The sequence below is a fragment of the Arthrobacter sp. 2RAF6 genome (assembly GCF_052115205.1).
In the GTDB taxonomy this organism is placed as follows: Bacteria; Actinomycetota; Actinomycetes; order Actinomycetales; family Micrococcaceae; genus Arthrobacter.
In genome coordinates this window covers 108,531-123,571 of the sequence record NZ_JBFRGF010000001.1, presented here as the reverse complement: position 1 = coordinate 123,571, position 15,041 = coordinate 108,531, and the positions used below count along the sequence as shown (strand labels likewise).

15 protein-coding genes are annotated in these 15,041 nt (G+C 63.4%); 4 read left to right on the top strand and 11 right to left on the bottom strand.

Annotation, left to right across the window (positions count from 1 at the left end):
• Positions 1-114: 114 nt before the first annotated feature.
• Positions 115-1,200, bottom strand: coding sequence for a redox-regulated ATPase YchF (ychF, locus tag AB4Z38_RS00615; protein ID WP_441427919.1), 1,086 nt, complete (start codon positions 1,198-1,200; stop codon positions 115-117).
• 122 nt (positions 1,201-1,322) lie between these two features.
• On the opposite strand from ychF, the gene AB4Z38_RS00610 reads away from it, so the two are divergent.
• Positions 1,323-2,540, top strand: a complete 1,218-nt coding sequence (locus tag AB4Z38_RS00610) for a DNA recombination protein RmuC (protein WP_441427918.1) — start codon at positions 1,323-1,325, stop codon at positions 2,538-2,540.
• A 7-nt stretch (positions 2,541-2,547) separates the two neighbouring features.
• On the opposite strand, the gene AB4Z38_RS00605 is transcribed toward AB4Z38_RS00610, so the two are convergent.
• Both AB4Z38_RS00605 and AB4Z38_RS00600 read right to left on the bottom strand, forming a co-directional pair.
• The gene (locus AB4Z38_RS00605; RefSeq protein ID WP_441427917.1) at positions 2,548-3,633 is read right to left on the bottom strand and encodes a 4-hydroxy-3-methylbut-2-enyl diphosphate reductase; all 1,086 of its coding nucleotides are present in this window, start codon (positions 3,631-3,633) and stop codon (positions 2,548-2,550) included.
• Positions 3,630-4,508, bottom strand: a complete 879-nt coding sequence (locus tag AB4Z38_RS00600) for a hypothetical protein (protein WP_441427916.1) — start codon at positions 4,506-4,508, stop codon at positions 3,630-3,632. The genes AB4Z38_RS00605 and AB4Z38_RS00600 overlap by 4 nt, the downstream gene beginning before the upstream one ends.
• Positions 4,509-4,883: 375 nt before the next feature.
• On the opposite strand from AB4Z38_RS00600, the gene xseA reads away from it, so the two are divergent.
• Together xseA and AB4Z38_RS00590 are read left to right on the top strand one after the other, a co-directional pair.
• The gene (gene xseA / locus AB4Z38_RS00595; RefSeq protein ID WP_441428061.1) at positions 4,884-6,158 is read left to right on the top strand and encodes an exodeoxyribonuclease VII large subunit; all 1,275 of its coding nucleotides are present in this window, start codon (positions 4,884-4,886) and stop codon (positions 6,156-6,158) included.
• 3 nt (positions 6,159-6,161) lie between these two features.
• Complete coding sequence (locus AB4Z38_RS00590) at positions 6,162-6,419, top strand: exodeoxyribonuclease VII small subunit (RefSeq protein WP_441427915.1); 258 nt, start codon at positions 6,162-6,164, stop codon at positions 6,417-6,419.
• Here AB4Z38_RS00590 and AB4Z38_RS00585 read toward each other — a convergent pair.
• The 7 genes from AB4Z38_RS00585 to AB4Z38_RS00555 all read right to left on the bottom strand — a co-directional run bounded on the left by AB4Z38_RS00585 (position 6,416) and on the right by AB4Z38_RS00555 (position 12,844).
• The gene (locus AB4Z38_RS00585) at positions 6,416-7,270 is read right to left on the bottom strand and encodes a polyphosphate kinase 2 family protein (protein ID WP_441427914.1); all 855 of its coding nucleotides are present in this window, start codon (positions 7,268-7,270) and stop codon (positions 6,416-6,418) included. The genes AB4Z38_RS00590 and AB4Z38_RS00585 overlap by 4 nt on opposite strands.
• 50 nt (positions 7,271-7,320) lie before the next feature.
• A complete protein-coding gene (locus AB4Z38_RS00580) occupies positions 7,321-8,541 on the bottom strand; it encodes a pyridoxal phosphate-dependent aminotransferase (protein ID WP_059387460.1) in 1,221 nt (406 codons plus the stop codon).
• Positions 8,542-8,769: 228 nt separating this feature from the next.
• Positions 8,770-9,714, bottom strand: coding sequence for an ABC transporter substrate-binding protein (locus tag AB4Z38_RS00575; protein WP_441427913.1), 945 nt, complete (start codon positions 9,712-9,714; stop codon positions 8,770-8,772).
• Positions 9,711-10,457, bottom strand: a complete 747-nt coding sequence (locus tag AB4Z38_RS00570) for an ABC transporter permease (protein WP_284980724.1) — start codon at positions 10,455-10,457, stop codon at positions 9,711-9,713. The genes AB4Z38_RS00575 and AB4Z38_RS00570 overlap by 4 nt, the downstream gene beginning before the upstream one ends.
• The gene (locus tag AB4Z38_RS00565; protein WP_441427912.1) at positions 10,454-11,164 is read right to left on the bottom strand and encodes an ABC transporter permease; all 711 of its coding nucleotides are present in this window, start codon (positions 11,162-11,164) and stop codon (positions 10,454-10,456) included. Before AB4Z38_RS00565 ends, AB4Z38_RS00570 begins: the two co-directional genes overlap by 4 nt.
• On the bottom strand, positions 11,164-12,249 hold the full coding sequence (locus AB4Z38_RS00560) for an ABC transporter ATP-binding protein (RefSeq protein ID WP_441427911.1): 1,086 nt from the start codon (positions 12,247-12,249) through the stop codon (positions 11,164-11,166). Before AB4Z38_RS00560 ends, AB4Z38_RS00565 begins: the two co-directional genes overlap by 1 nt.
• 136 nt (positions 12,250-12,385) lie before the next feature.
• Positions 12,386-12,844 carry an NUDIX hydrolase gene (locus tag AB4Z38_RS00555; protein ID WP_441427910.1) on the bottom strand — a complete coding sequence of 153 codons (459 nt, stop codon included), beginning with the start codon at positions 12,842-12,844 and terminating at the stop codon, positions 12,386-12,388.
• 56 nt (positions 12,845-12,900) lie between these two features.
• On the opposite strand from AB4Z38_RS00555, the gene AB4Z38_RS00550 reads away from it, so the two are divergent.
• Positions 12,901-13,944, top strand: a complete 1,044-nt coding sequence (locus AB4Z38_RS00550; protein WP_441427909.1) for a pirin family protein — start codon at positions 12,901-12,903, stop codon at positions 13,942-13,944.
• A gap of 123 nt (positions 13,945-14,067) precedes the next feature.
• Here the strand turns inward: AB4Z38_RS00550 and AB4Z38_RS00545 are convergent, their stop codons facing one another.
• Entirely contained in the window at positions 14,068-14,982 is a 915-nt protein-coding gene (locus AB4Z38_RS00545) for an N-acetylglucosamine kinase (protein WP_441427908.1), read from the bottom strand.
• Positions 14,983-15,041: the final 59 nt, after the last annotated feature.

The following is a 15,041-nucleotide window of genomic DNA, read 5'->3' as shown; positions in this document are numbered from 1 at the left end:
CCGCTCACGCATGGCCGCAGGGGCAAGAAATTGTGGAGGGATTCTGAGCTTCCCTTGACCATCACATTCACTTCTTACCCTGCGCCGCAGAGGTAATTCCGTAGCGGAACGCGGCTACACGTTGAAGCGGAACTCGACCACGTCGCCGTCGGCCATGACGTATTCCTTGCCTTCAATACGGACCTTGCCGCGGGACTTGGCCTCGGCCATGGATCCGGCGTCGATGAGGTCATCGAAGGAGACAACTTCGGCCTTGATGAATCCGCGCTGGAAATCCGTGTGGATGACTCCTGCGGCCTGGGGCGCGGTGTCGCCTCGGTGGATGGTCCAGGCACGGGCTTCCTTGGGACCGGCAGTGAGGTAGGTCTGCAGTCCGAGCGTATGGAAACCGACGCGTGCGAGCTGGTCGAGGCCGGATTCGTCCTGGCCATTCATCTCGAGCATTTCGCGGGCTTCTTCCTCGTCGAGTTCGACGAGATCGGATTCCAGCTTGGCGTCAAGGAAAATGCAGTCCGCCGGCGCCACCATGGCGCGCAGTTCCTCTTGCTTTTCCGGACTGCCCAGGATGCCTTCGTCCGAATTGAAAACGTAAATGAAGGGCTTGGCCGTGAGGAGGCTGAGCTCCTTGAGGTGCTCCATCTCCAGCTTGTCGCTCTTAACGGAGGAGAAGATCGTGTCGCCACGTTCCAAGACGGCCTGGGCGGCCAGGATTGCTGCGAGTTCCGCGGCTTCACGCTTCTTGATCTTGACTTCTTTTTCGATCCGGGGAATAGCCTTTTCGATCGTCTGGAGATCGGCCAGGATCAGTTCGGTGTTGATCGTCTCAATGTCCGAGCGCGGATCGACTTTGCCATCGACGTGGACAACATCGGGGTCATCGAAGACGCGGATGACTTGGGCGATGGCTTCTGCTTCGCGGATGTTCGCGAGGAACTTGTTGCCCAGGCCTTCGCCTTCGGAGGCGCCCTTGACGATTCCGGCGATGTCAACGAACGAGACGACGGCGGGCAGGAGTCGCTGCGATCCGAAGACCTCCGCCAACTTCTGCAGGCGCGGGTCCGGGAGGTTGACGACGCCGACGTTTGGCTCGATGGTGGCGAACGGGTAGTTCGCGGCCAGCACCTGGTTGCGGGTCAGTGCGTTGAAAAGAGTTGATTTGCCGACGTTGGGCAGTCCGACGATGCCAATAGTAAGAGCCACGAGCATTGATTCTACCCGCTGAGTGCCCTTCTCCGCTTTGCGGGGAGCGCCCAGGACCCCACGGCCGGGTGCCGTGAGCCGGCTTCGCCATATTGTCCGACCCCTATGCCAAGGTTGGAGACATGGATGGATTTGCAGTAATACTCGCTTTGTTCATGCTTCTTCTCGGAGCGGCCGCCGGGGTGGTGGCTGGCTTCCTCCTGTTTCGGCGCCGCACCGCCGCGCTTGAAGAAGATTTCGACGGCGTCTCGGCCCGGCTTGCCGCGGTGAACGCCCAGTTTGCCGCCGCCGACGCCGAACGGCGGCTTCTGTTGTCACAGAACCGTGAACTGAACGAGTCCAGGAACCAGGATGGCAGTGTGCTGCGCGCGCTCGCTCCTGTTGCCGAGAAGCTGACCGCCGTCCAGCAACAGGTCTCCCTTCTGGAACGGGATCGTTTGGAGCAGTACGGCCAGCTTGCCCAGCAGCTCCAGGAAGCGCGGCTGTCCGATGAACAGCTCCTGCGCTCCACCCACGCCCTGGCCTCGGCCCTTCGATCCAACAGCGCCAGGGGCCAGTGGGGTGAAGTCCAGCTGCGCCGGGTAGTGGAAGCCGCCGGTATGCTGCGTCACGTCGATTTTCACGAGCAGGTACATTCTGCTTCCGTCGACAACGCCATCCGGCCGGACCTCGTTGTCCAGTTGCCGGGTGGAAAGCAGCTGGTAGTGGACGCAAAGGTCCCGTTGGCGTCCTACCTCGCTGCCCAGGAAGAGGGCAACACCAGGCATCTGGCTGGGAACGGCGCGCTGTCGGTAGGCAATGGCGCGGACGCTTTGCTGCTCGCACATGCGAAGGCCCTCAAGTCCCACGTGGATGCCCTCGGGTCCAAGAAGTACTGGGACATCCCCGGCAACTCCCCCGAGCTGGTGATCTGCTTCCTGCCGGCGGAATCCATCCTGGCCGCCGCACTCGAGGCGGACCCCGCGCTCTTGGATCACGCCTTGTCCCGGAACGTAGTGCTCGCGTCCCCAGGCACCTTGCTGGCAGTACTTAAGTCCGTCGCCTTCACCTGGCGCCAGGACGTCTTGACGGACAACGCCCGGGAGCTCTTCGAGCTCGCCCGGCAGTTGTACGAACGCATGGGGACTCTCGGTGACAACGTGGGCAAGTTGGGTTCGTCCCTGAAGACCTCGGTGGACCGCTACAACGCACTCGTCGGAACGCTCGAGGCACGTGTCTTGCCGACGGCACGGAAACTCAATTCCATGGACACCGACGGCCTGGTTTCACCGTCCGCAGTGGAAGCAGTACCGCGGACCCTTGCCGCCCCCGAACTGATCGAAGGAGAATCCGCGGCCTAGGACCGGACTACGAGGTTGGGCGGTTCCCGCGTCCGCCCAAGGCGCGTGTGACGTCTCCGGCCTCTTTGAGGGTGGCGCGCAGTTCCTTCGGCAGGGAGAACAGCAGGTCTTCCTCCGCCGTCACTACCTCTTCAACCGCACCGTAGCCGTAGTCGGCCAGCAAACGAAGAACATCCTGGACCAGGACCTCGGGAACGGAGGCGCCGGAGGTGACGCCCACGGTGGCAACGCCCTCGAACCAGCTCTCGTCGACCTCGTTCGCGAAATCAACCCGGTAGGAGGCCTTGGCGCCATACTCAAGCGCCACTTCGACGAGCCGCACGGAGTTGGAGGAATTCGCCGATCCCACCACGATCACGAGGTCCGCCTGCGGGGCAATCTTCTTGATGGCCACTTGGCGGTTGGTGGTGGCATAGCAAATGTCGTCGCTGGGCGGATCCTGCAACGTGGGGAAGCGCTCCTTAAGCATCCGGACGGTTTCCATGGTCTCGTCGACGCTCAGGGTGGTCTGCGAAAGCCAGATGGTCTTCTCCGGATTGCGCACCGTGACCTTGTCCACTTCGTGCGGACCATTGATGATCTGGATGTGGTCCGGGGCTTCGCCAGCTGTGCCTTCCACTTCCTCGTGACCGTCATGTCCGATGAGGAGAATGTCGTAGTCTTCCTTGGCGAAGCGTACGGCTTCGCGATGCACCTTCGTGACGAGCGGGCACGTGGCATCGATGGTGCGCAGACCGCGGTCTTCGGCAGACTGCACGACAGCCGGGGACACTCCATGGGCGGAGAAGATCACGAGGGCGCCTTCAGGTACCTCGTCCGTCTCTTCGACGAAGATGGCACCCTTCTCCTCCAGCGAGGTGACCACGTGTACGTTATGCACGATCTGCTTACGGACGTATACCGGCGGCCCATAGTGTTCCAGTGCCTTCTCCACTGCGATGACTGCGCGGTCGACGCCTGCGCAGTATCCGCGGGGGGCCGCGAGCAAGACGCGCTTGGCGCCGGAAACCGGAGCGGCGGCCAGCACCTCGTCCGGCGTCCGACGCCTACGCGGGACAGAGGGCATCGGAATGGAAACTGCTGAGCTGGTCATCCCTCCATGCTACCGGCAGCGTTCGACCGCACGCTCGGCCTGGCTCTGCGCGAGAAGATCACGCTGAGCAGGCCAAGAAGCGCAAGCACTCCCGCGGCAATCCAGGCGTTGGTGATCCAGCCGGTGAAATTGTCGACCGACGCCGCCACCAACTCCCGCGCGAAAAGGCCGCCTGTGGCGGTTCCGCCCAAGCCCGCATTGCCTGCGCCCTTCAGCACCGTCGTAGCCACTTGCCATAGCGCTGCGACTGCGGCCAAGCCCAGTCCGGTGAACAAGAGAAGCACGCCCCTGCGTTTCGCGGCAAGCAACCCCAGGACAAACAGCAGGACGGCGCCGAGGCCTGGAATCCACCACATCGGCGCGTACGCGGCTATGGCGTCTACCTGCTGGCGCTGGGCGGGGCCGCCGATGTTGATCAAGGTGGAGTCCGGCGTCGCAAGGGGGAGGCCGGTTGCCGCATGGAGCCGGTCGGCGGCGAGCTTGACCAAGGGGCCGACGTCGAGCACCAAGGACGTCCCAGCGGTCGAGTTCCCGGGGCCGGCGTTGCCTGCGAAATTCAGTTGGTGGCTCCGGCGTACGGTTTCATTCCACGCTTGCGGGTATTCGGGCCACGTGGACATTGCGGTGGCCGCATCCTTGAGGAAAGCGGCGCCAAGTTGCTCCACTGGCGCAGGTAGATTGATTTTGGATTCCAGGCTTGCGACGGCTGTGGCCGCCAGGCGCTGCTGGAACGCTTGGTCCTTCCCGATCGAAGAGGTGAGCGCCACAAATCCGTCTTCCCTGACGATGTTGGCGTCCGTCCATGCCATAGGGATGGCGATTCCTGTGAGCAGAAGGGCAAAGATCACTGCGATTGCAGAGACGAACGTACGCAATGGATTCCTCAAGTTTGGAGTACAGCAATTCCAGGCGGGGCGACGACGAGTAAATGTCGGTCATGCATGCTACAAGGTATGGATAGAGTTGGAAGCCTGCCACCGTCTTTTCGATAGCGCTGTCTTTTCGGTAGCAAAATCTTTTCGGTAGCAAAATTCCAGTAGCACTGATAGCAGCGGTGCTACTGGCACCCCCTTAGCAAAGTACCAGCGAGGACGGAACCATGCACCAGCCACCAGCAGGAGGCTACCCGCGTGTCCCATGATGCTGTCCCGGGCGGCGCGCCACGGGCGTTGCCGATTTCAGGATTCCCGAACCCGGAAGCCCAGGAAGAAGAGTCCTCCGGAGGAGAATCCACGAAGGCAGAGTCAACCCTGCCCGCGACGGCGTCGGAGACAAGTCCCGACAATCCCTGGCCGCTGCAGCTGCTGTCCCGCAAGCTCAAGACCCACATAGAACGGGCCCCGGCCGCGTGGATCGAGGGCCAGGTCATCGAACTCAACCGTCGCGGCGGCAGCGCCTTCTTGACGCTGCGGGACACCGACGCCGAAATCTCCCTGCCCGCGTCACTGTGGTCAAACGTCCTGGACCGCCAGAAGATGCCGCTGGAGCGGGGCTCACGCGTCGTGGCCCTGGTGAAACCTGAATTCTGGCTCAAAACCGGCCGGCTCAACATGTCGATCAAGGACATCCGTCCCGTCGGCCTCGGCGATCTCCTCGCGAGAATCGAGCGCTTGCGCCAGGCCCTTGGCGCCGAGGGGCTGTTTTCAGACTCGAGGAAGAAACGGCTGCCCCTGCTCCCCCACCGAATCGGGCTCATCACCGGCCGGGATTCCGACGCCAAGAAAGACGTCCTGCGCAACGCGGCCCTTCGCTGGCCCGCCGTCGAATTCGCCGTCCGTGAAGTTGCAGTCCAGGGTGTCACCGCGGTCAGCCAGATCCTGGCTGCACTTAAGGAACTCGACGCCGATCCGCACGTGGATGTGATCGTGATCGCCCGCGGTGGCGGAGCCCTGGAAGATCTGCTTCCGTTCAGCAACGAAGACCTCGTCCGGGCAGTATCCGCAGCGGCCACCCCGGTAGTCAGCGCGATCGGCCATGAAGCCGACCATCCCATCCTGGACGATGTCGCCGACCTTCGCGCATCCACGCCCACCGACGCCGCGAAGAGGATCGTCCCTGATGTCGTCGAGGAACTTGCAAGGGTACGCCAGGCCAGCGAGCAGCTGCGCCGCGGCGTGGGACGCCTCGTGGACCGCGAAACGGACCGACTCCACGCTCTGAGATCGCGCCCTGTACTGGCCTCCCCCGAGGGAATGGTCACCGCACGGGAAGAGGACGTCGAACGGCTCCGGAAACATGCCCACACCGCGGTAAGTTCCGCAGTTATCCGCGCACTTGACCAGGTGCATCACCTCCGCGCACAGGTAAGGGCATTGTCTCCCCAAAAAACACTGGACCGCGGCTACGCCGTGGTCCAGCTTGCGGGAGCGGACGGGGTCGGCCACGACGTCGTCCGGAGCCCGGACCAAGCCCCTGACGGTACGGAGCTTACCCTCCGGTTGGCGGAAGGCCGCCTTGCCGCCGTATCTTCCGGAGCCGCCGCAGCTGCCGGACCACCTAGCAAGCACCAGCAAAATGAGGACTAAGAAATGACAGCAGAAAACACATCCCCTGCGGCCAAGGCATCCGCTGAGGACCTGGACGCTCTCAGCTATGAGGAAGCCCGCGAGCAGCTCATGGCCGTGGTTGGCCGCCTTGAAGCCGGCGGAGCAAGCCTTGAGGAATCACTCGCCCTCTGGGAACGCGGCGAGGCTTTGGCGAAGCGCTGCGAAGAGTGGCTGGAGGGCGCCCGCAGGAGGCTGGCCGCGGCCCGAAGCAACGGCGAGGACAGCCCGACGGCCGGCTAGGATTGGACGGCCAGAGCCCGCTCCGCCGACACGTCAAAGTCGGCTTTCGGCCAGCTCAGGTCCAGCTTCCCGAGGGCCTCGAGTAGAAGCTCCTGGACAGCGATCCTCGCAAACCACTTCTTGTTCGCCGGAACCACATACCAAGGCGCCACCTCGGTTGAGGTCTTCTCGAAGACCAGCCGATAGGCGTCCATATAGGAATCCCAAAACGCGCGTTCCGTGAGATCGCTCGTGTTGTACTTCCAGTGCTTGGATGGGTCATCCAATCGTGCCAGCAGTCGCGCTTTTTGTTCATCGCGGCTGATGTTGAGCATGACCTTGACGATCGCAGTGCCTTGTTCGGCGAGGCGTGCCTCGAACTCGTTGATGGCGGCATAGCGCCGTTCCAGTTCAGCTTCATTAGCCCAACCGTGCACGCGGTGTATCAGCACGTCCTCGTAGTGGGATCGGTCAAAAACCCCGACGAATCCGGCGTCGGGCAGGGCCTTCTCGATCCGCCAGAGGAAATCGTGGGCTTTCTCCTCGTCAGTCGGAGCCTTGAACGGAGCAACCTTGACACCTTGGGGATCCATCGATCCGACGACGTGCTCAACAATCCCGCCTTTGCCCGCGGTGTCCATGGCTTGCAGGATCAACAGCACTCGTTTGGAGCTGCCAAATTTTCCCTCAGCAAAGAGCATCTCTTGCAGGACGTCCAAACGACCGTCCTGCGCTGTCAGCAAAGCGACGCCGTCGGACTTCTTCCCCTTGTAGCCGGGCGTCGATTCGGGATCTACTGCGTCCAGGGAGAATCCCGGTCCGGCCTTCAAGATCGTGGATACCTGCTTGGTGAACTCCTTGGTCCCGGCCATTTCGACGTCCCCTTTGGTCCGACCGCATTCGTCGCGGCTTGCACAACAGGCTAGTTGCCTTGGTACCGTCCCAGGAAGTCCGCCATGCGGCCAATCGCTTCTTCAATATCCTTGACGTTCGGCAGGGTCACCATGCGGAAGTGGTCAGGACGCACCCAGTTGAAGGCCCGTCCGTGTGAGACGAGGATCTTTTGCTCCTTGAGAAGATCGAGCACGAATTTCTCGTCGTCGCGGATGTGATAGACCTCGGGGTCCAACTTCGGGAACAGATAGAGGGCACCCCTGGCCTGTTGTGTGCTTACGCCGGGGATGGCGTTGAGAAGATCGTAGGCCTTGTTCCGCTGTTCAAGGAGCCTGCCGCCGGGCAGGATGAGATCGTTGATGCTCTGATGGCCACCGAGGGCGGTCTGGATGGCATGCTGCGCCGGCACATTGGCGCACAGACGCATGTTGGCCAGCAGGTTGATGCCTTCAAGGTAGTCTGCGGCGTCCTTCTTGGGTCCAGAGATGGCCATCCACCCGGCGCGGTAGCCACACACCCGGTAGGCCTTGGACAATCCACTAAACGTCAGGCAGAGCACGTCGTCGCCGGTGAGTCCGGCAAGATTCACGTGGACGGCGTCTTCGTAAAGGATCTTCTCGTAGATCTCATCGGCGAACACCACAAGGCCATGCTTTTCGGCCAGGGCCACGATCTTCTTGAGGGTCTCCTCCGGGTACACGGCACCCGTGGGGTTGTTGGGGTTGATGACCACGATGCCCTTGGTTTGAGGCGTGATCTTCGATTCCATGTCCTCAAGGTCCGGCTGCCAGCCCGATTCCTCGTCGCACAAATAGTGGACCGGACGTCCGCCAGCCAGTGCCACCGAGGCTGTCCAGAGCGGGTAGTCGGGCGTGGGGATGAGGATCTCGTCTCCCACTTCGAGCAAGGCCATGAGCGACATCGTGATGAGCTCGCTGACGCCGTTGCCAAGGTAGATGTCGTCAACGTGGATGTTTTGGATGCCGCGGGTCTGGTAGTACTGCGAGACGGCGGTGCGGGCCGAGAAAATTCCGCGTGAATCGCTGTATCCCTGGGCATGGGGCAGATGGCGGATCATGTCCACCAATATCGCGTCCGGCGCTTCAAATCCGAACGGTGCCGGGTTTCCGATATTCAGTTTGAGGATGCGGTGACCCTCTGCCTCCATCTGCTGGGCGGCCTGAAGAATCGGTCCACGGATGTCGTAAAGGACATTATGAAGCTTGGTGGACTGCTTGAATTCTGCCATTCATCAAATATGCCACACCGGGGATGTACTTCAGTTGAGACATCACTCACATTCACGACGACGGCGGCGAGGCCCCCAAAAGGGTTCCTCGCCGCCGTCGGCCTTGGCAGGGGCCTCCGCCGCCTGGGCCCCCGCTACCGAGGGGCCCCAATAGAGCTTGCGAGATTGGGGAGGTAGCGGGGAGGGTTCCCTGGACGAGCGGAGCGAGGCGAGGGAGGCGGTGGGGACTTACTTCACGATCCCCTTGTCCTTGAGCCAAGCGGCCGCAGCGTCCTTGGGGTTCTGCTTTTGGTTGCCGCTGACTGCCCGGTTGAGGTTGATGAGGTCGTCCGTGGTGAGGATCTTGGATACGTTGTTGAGGGCTGCCTTCGCCTTGTCCGTCATCTTGGCCATGTTGTACAGCGGGAGGACCTGCTGGGCCTTGAAGTTGTTCTTGGGATCATCAAGGACCACCAGGGCGTTGTCCTGGATGGACGGCGTGGTGGTGTAGATGTCGGCAACCTGGACGTCGTTGGAGAGCAGGGCCTGCAGCGTGAGGTTACCGCCGCCGTCGCTAAACGGCTTCAGGCCCTTGAGCACGCAGTTGTAGTTGGCTTTGAGGCCCGGGAACCCATAGGCGCGGGTCTCAAAGGTTGCCGGTGCCGCCATCGTGAAGTCCCCGCAGACCTTGGCCAGGTCGTCGATGGACTTAAGCTGGTACTTCTCCGCCGTGGCCTTCGTGACAACCATGGCGTCCTTGTCTTCAGCCTTGGCGGGGTCGAGCACTCCCAGGCCCTGTGGAAGCTTTCCGGGCAGCGCCTTGTAGACGTCGTCAGCCGAGACCTGCGTGGCGTTGGCATCCAGATAGGACAGCAAGTTGCCGGAATAGTCGGGGGCGAGGTCGATCGAACCGTCTTGCACGGCCTTGAAGTAGATTTCGCGGGATCCGATATTGGGCTTCGTGGTAGCGGTGACGCCGGCGGCGTTCAGTGCTCCGGCGTAGATTTCGGCGATGACCTGGCTCTCGGGGAAATCCGCCGAGCCCACGGTGAGCGAGCCGCCGGCCCCGGAGGGGGCGCTGGTGGACGGTGTGGACAGCGGGCTGCCGCCACATGCGCTCAGAGCAAGCGCAATGCCGACGCCGGCCGCTAGGCCGCCGAGCCCGCGGCGGGTCAGGGTGACGGGTTGCTTCATGCGGTACCTCCTTGAACGGCAGCCCCTGCTGGTGCGGCGGCTGCGAGATCTCCGGCGGCCTTGTGGCCGCCGTTGGAATCGGTGGAAAGTCCGGGCGGGAGGAGGATCCTCTGCGCCATGGCCAGAATGAGGTCGACGGCGATTGCCAACGCCGCGATGAGCAGTGACCCGCCGAGCATGCGGGGGAAGTCCTGAAGGACCAATCCGTCAAAAAGATAACGCCCCAAGCCTCCCAGCGGAAGGTACGCCACCACGGAAACCGTTGCGATGACCTGGAGGACCGCCGTGCGGATGCCGCCGAACATGACCTGGAGCCCGTTGGGCAGCTCCACACGGAACAAGATCTGGAGTTCTGTCATGCCCATGGCCCGGGCACCGTCAACAACCGTTGGATCCACACTGGAAATCCCCGCGTAGGTCCCGGCCAGGAGGGGCGGCACCGTCAAGATGACCAGTGCCCAGACGGGAGGCATGAGGCCGCTCCCAGCCAACAGCGCAAAGAGGACAAGCAGGCCGAGGGTGGGGAGGGCCCGCAAGGCGCCGGCGAACGCCACGGCAACGACGCGTCCGTGTCCCGTGTGGCCGATGAAGAGGCCCACCGGCACGGCGATGGCCGCGGCAATCACCAAGACCAGCCCGGAGTACTGCAGGTGTTCCAGGAGCCTCGTGGCGATTCCGCCGCTTCCTGACCAATGAGCCGGATCCGTGAGCCATGCGAGGGTGTCAACGAAGATATTGCTCATCGGCTTGCCTCCGCGTGCATCCGGGCATCTGCGATGAGCTCCCCGGCTTTGGCATCTTGCTTGGCGGTAACCGCACCGTCCCGGGTCCAGGGCGTCAGCAGCTTCTCCAACAGGACCAAGAACGTGTCCATGATGAGGGCCAGGAGGAGAATCGCGATGATGCCGACCACCACCTCAGTGACGAACGAGCGCTGCAGACCGTCGGTGAACAGCATTCCCAAGTTCCCGACCCCTAGGAGTGCGGCGACGCTCACGAGCGAGATATTGCTGACGGAAACCACGCGCAGGCCCGCAAAAAGCACAGGCAGGGAAAGCGGAAGGTCGATTTGCAGGAACCGTGCGGTCGGTTTGAACCCCATGGAGACTGCCGCCATGCGGAGATCGTCGTCCACGGAATCGAAGGCGTCCATGGCAGCCCGCACCAGCAAGGCGACGGCATACATGGTGAGGGCAACCACGACATTGAGCGGATCCAGGATCCGGGTTCCGAGGATCGGCGGCAGAATGATGAAAAGCGCCAAGGAAGGAATGGTGTACAGCAGGGAACTTCCCGTGGTGACCACGGCCCGGAGGGTACGGTTCCGCCGGGCCAGTTGCCCCAAAGGCACGGCAATCAGCAGACCCAAAACCATGGGAATCAAGGCCAGGACAAGGTGCTCGCCGGCCCGCTCGAAGACCATGCCGCTGTTCGCCAGGAACCATTCCATCAGGGGGCGTCCTCCCGGTTGTGCCGGGTCTTCTCGATGAGCGCCAGCACTTCATCGGCTTTGAGCACACCGGCGAGCCTGCCGGCATCGTCCACCACCACGCCTAGGCCCGAAGGTGAGGACAAAGCGGCGTCCAGCGCTCGGCGGAGCGTATCTCCGCGCCGGAACAAGGAGCCTCCGGGAATCAGGCCGGCACCGTCGCGCGGCGAGGCCCATCCCATGGGCCGGGAGTCGCCGTCGAGCACCAAAGCCCATTCGCTGCTGCCCCCCGCAACGTGCGGAGCGTCCACCGTCTTGACCGGATGCACCGGAACGGCATCGGCGCCGTTGAAAGAAAGGTGCCTGAATCCCCTGTCGCGGCCCACGAACGAGGCTACGAAGTCATTGGCGGGTGCCCGGAGGATCTCTTCGGGCGCTGCGTATTGCGCCAGTTTGCCGCCGACGGCGAAGACAGCCACTTTGTCGCCGAGCACGGTGGCTTCATCGATGTCGTGGGTGACGAAGACAATGGTCTTGGCCAGTTCGCGCTGGAGCCGGAGGAGTTCCTGCTGGAGTTCGTCGCGGACAACCGGGTCCACCGCGCTGAAGGGCTCATCCATGAGCAGTACGGGCGGGTCCGCTGCGAGCGCGCGGGCTACCCCGACGCGCTGCTGCTGGCCGCCGGACAATTGGGACGGGTACCGTTTGCCGAGCACCGAAGCCAGCCCGACGACGTCGAGCAGCTCTTCCGCGCGTTTGCGGGCTGCCGCCCTGGAAACGCCGTTGAGCCGCGGAACGGTGGCAATGTTGTCCAGCACCGAACGGTGCGGCATGAGTCCCGAGGACTGCATGACGTAGCCCATGGAGCGGCGCAACTGGGCGGCGGGTTCGTTCGAAACATCCTTGCCGGCAACGGTGATTGTGCCCGATGTCGGCTCTACCATACGGTTGATCATCCGCAGGGACGTGGTCTTTCCGCAGCCCGAGGGTCCGACGAATACGGTGATGGCACCCTTGTCGATGGACATGCTCAATCCATCAACAGCGGGTTGTCCGCCCTGATACTGCTTGGTGACGCTCTGGAACTCAATCATGGCTTCAGCCATTCCGGGGCTTACCTAACTTTTCGGGCCGCAAATATCAACGATGGAAATCAATCAACAGCGAGCTTTGTTCTACAGCCTAACCAGCACCACCGACGATGTCAGCGCAGGCGCGAAGACCGTAATGAATCGGCAATCCTCAGGGCGTCGGCAGTTTTCCGTTGAGGGGCCGCTCACTGTGCAGGCGGAGGCCGACATCGACCAGGGACACCCGGTTCAGTCCGGGAACCTTGCCCAGCGGCACCCAAGCGGCATGGGTAGTGCTGCCGTCTATCTCGTGGGTCAATTCGCCGCCCGTGATGCTTGCCTCGTACACCAGCCGGATTGCCTGGAAATCGCGGTCGGATCCGTCCAGCCGCTCCTCACCCGGCCAGTGGCCGACGTCGATGCCGAGCATCGCTCCGATATCGGCGTCGTACCCGGTTTCCTCCTGGATCTCGCGGCGGCAACCGTCCACGGGATGTTCCCCCAGGTCCAGGCCTCCCCCGGGAAGGGTCCAGCCCTCTTTGCCGTCTTGCTTCCAATAGGCGAGAAGGATTGCTCCGTCGCGAATGACCACTCCGTACGCGGCCGGGCGGGTGTCGAACTGCATGCTCATGGAGCCAGCCTAGGCCTAAGCTGGAGGGAACACTGTTCAGCACATGGAGTTGTATTGTGACCAACTTGGAAACGGCCCCGTCGCAGGAAGCCTGCCCGGCCGGACACCCCGGGCGAGGACCCTTTGTTCAGCTTTGGCCGGCGCGCGAAGTTCCCTTAGGCGGTGTCCGCAACATGACGGTCTCCCGCACCCTCCCCCAGCGCGGAATGCCGACTGTAGGAGCCTGGTGCTTCCTGGACAGTTTCGGCCCGGACCGCGTCGCGATGAGCGTTCTTCCCCACCCGCACATGGGACTGCAGACGGTCACGTGGCCCCTCCAAGGCGAGGTGCGGCACCGCGACAGCGTAGGCAGCGACGTCGTGGTCCGTCCCGGGCAGTTGAACATCATGACGGCCGGCCGCGGTATTTCGCATTCCGAGTTCGGCGTGCTGCCGGCGGGAGTTCACCCTGACGCGCCCGACGCCGGCCAGCTCCTGCCGCTGTCCCGGGGCCTGCAGTTGTGGGTTGCTTTACCCGACGCCGTAAGGCACCGGGCGCCGTCGTTCCAGCAGATCGTCGAGCTGCCGGTGGTCGCCACGGACAGTTTCAGGGCAACGGTGCTCGTGGGCGAATTCGCCGGACAGCGCTCGCCTGCCATCATGTACAGCCCGATTGTCGGCGTCGAAATCTCAGCCTCGGGCCCAATCGAGCTGCCGCTGAACCCCGACTTCGAGCATGCGGTCCTGGTCCTGGACGGCACCGCCGTGATCGACGGCCAGGAAGTCGACCCCGGCCCCTTGGCATTCCTCGGCATGGGCCGGGAATCGCTCCACCTTGAGGCGGCTCCTGGAACATGCTTCATGCTTCTAGGCGGTGAACCCTTCGAAGAGGACATCCTGATGTGGTGGAACTTCGTGGGCCGTACGCACGAGGAAGTGGAGCAGGCCCGCGAAGACTGGGAAGCCCAGGCTCTCCTGAGTGACGAGGACGCCCGCACCGCGCGGTTCGGCTGGATCCATGGCCACGGGCCCGATGCCGGAGTCGAAGCCGGGCGCATCCCCGCACCGCCCATGCCGGGCGTCCAGCTCAAGCCGAGGTCCCGGAACAGGGCTACTGACTAAGGCTGGCGACACCCAAAAGGATTGGCGACACGCAGCCGGACCCGGGACACCGGTATCCGAGGGTCGCCAGTCTTTCTCCGTGTCCGCCGGTCATTTGCGCGTCGCCTATGAGTCAGTGTGCGGCTAGGGAAGCTCCGCAACAATCCGCAGCACACCGAAAACCGGTTCCTGGTCCAGGACCCGTACATCGGTGATCCCGTGCGCGGCCAGTCCCACCCGGAAAGCGGACTGCAGGGGCTCGACGTTCATGCCGAGGCCGCCGCCCAGAATCACCGGCCCGGGGAGACCAAGCTGGCGAACGGCCTGCGCCGCCAGCTCCGCGAGATCCCGTCCTGCCTGGTCCAGCAGCTGGCAGCTGATCTCGAGCCCTTCGCGCGCGGTCTCGACGACGGCGCTTGCGCGCTGGGCCCAGTACCGCCGGTCGGTGTCCTCCGAATGGAACAGGGCAATGAGCTTGTTGGGGTCGTCCACCCCGCAGGATTCCAGGAGGGCCGCTGTGAGGCCATCTGGTTCCAGCCCTTTGTTCATCCGCCGGAGGCTGTGACGCACTGCCTCCCTGCCCAGCCAGTAACCGCTGCCCTCATCACCCAGGAGAAAGCCCCAGCCGCCGGCACGGGCTTCCTCCCCCTCGGCGTTCTTTCCCCAGGCCGCGGATCCGGTCCCGGCGATGACAGCCACTCCCGTGCTGGCCCGGCCTGCCGCCAACAGCAGGCGGGAATCGTGGACCACCGTGACCTGTGCGCCCGGGACATGGGGTTCGATCAATTCGGCCAGGGCGCGGGCATCGGCGTCGGTGTCGATTCCGCCTGCGCCGGCGAGGACGCGGTCCACGTCGCCGCCGCCGATCATGGCGAAGAGCTCGGCAAGATTCTTCGCCGCCGTCTCCCGGCTCACGTTCTGGACGTTGGAGCTGCCCGTGCTTTCGTCGCGGACCGGCTTGCCGTCCTCGAAGCGGACACCGCGGGTCTTCGTGCCACCGATGTCGAGTCCGATGACCGTTGCGTCGGGCCGGGGGCTTGTGTTCTCTGCAGTCTCCACGTCCAAAAGCCTAGCGCGGGGGCTATGGGTGGTCCTATTGGGTTCCGGACCGAGTGGAT

Coding starts and splice junctions, on each gene's coding strand:
- AB4Z38_RS00610 (WP_441427918.1), top strand. CDS start 1,323: ATGGATGGATTTGCAGTAATACTCGCTTTGTTCATGCTTCTTCTCGGA.
- AB4Z38_RS00605 (WP_441427917.1), bottom strand. CDS start 3,633: ATGACCAGCTCAGCAGTTTCCATTCCGATGCCCTCTGTCCCGCGTAGG.
- AB4Z38_RS00590 (WP_441427915.1), top strand. CDS start 6,162: ATGACAGCAGAAAACACATCCCCTGCGGCCAAGGCATCCGCTGAGGAC.
- AB4Z38_RS00585 (WP_441427914.1), bottom strand. CDS start 7,270: ATGGCCGGGACCAAGGAGTTCACCAAGCAGGTATCCACGATCTTGAAG.
- AB4Z38_RS00580 (WP_059387460.1), bottom strand. CDS start 8,541: ATGGCAGAATTCAAGCAGTCCACCAAGCTTCATAATGTCCTTTACGAC.
- AB4Z38_RS00575 (WP_441427913.1), bottom strand. CDS start 9,714: ATGAAGCAACCCGTCACCCTGACCCGCCGCGGGCTCGGCGGCCTAGCG.
- AB4Z38_RS00570 (WP_284980724.1), bottom strand. CDS start 10,457: ATGAGCAATATCTTCGTTGACACCCTCGCATGGCTCACGGATCCGGCT.
- AB4Z38_RS00565 (WP_441427912.1), bottom strand. CDS start 11,164: ATGGAATGGTTCCTGGCGAACAGCGGCATGGTCTTCGAGCGGGCCGGC.
- AB4Z38_RS00560 (WP_441427911.1), bottom strand. CDS start 12,249: ATGGCTGAAGCCATGATTGAGTTCCAGAGCGTCACCAAGCAGTATCAG.
- AB4Z38_RS00555 (WP_441427910.1), bottom strand. CDS start 12,844: ATGAGCATGCAGTTCGACACCCGCCCGGCCGCGTACGGAGTGGTCATT.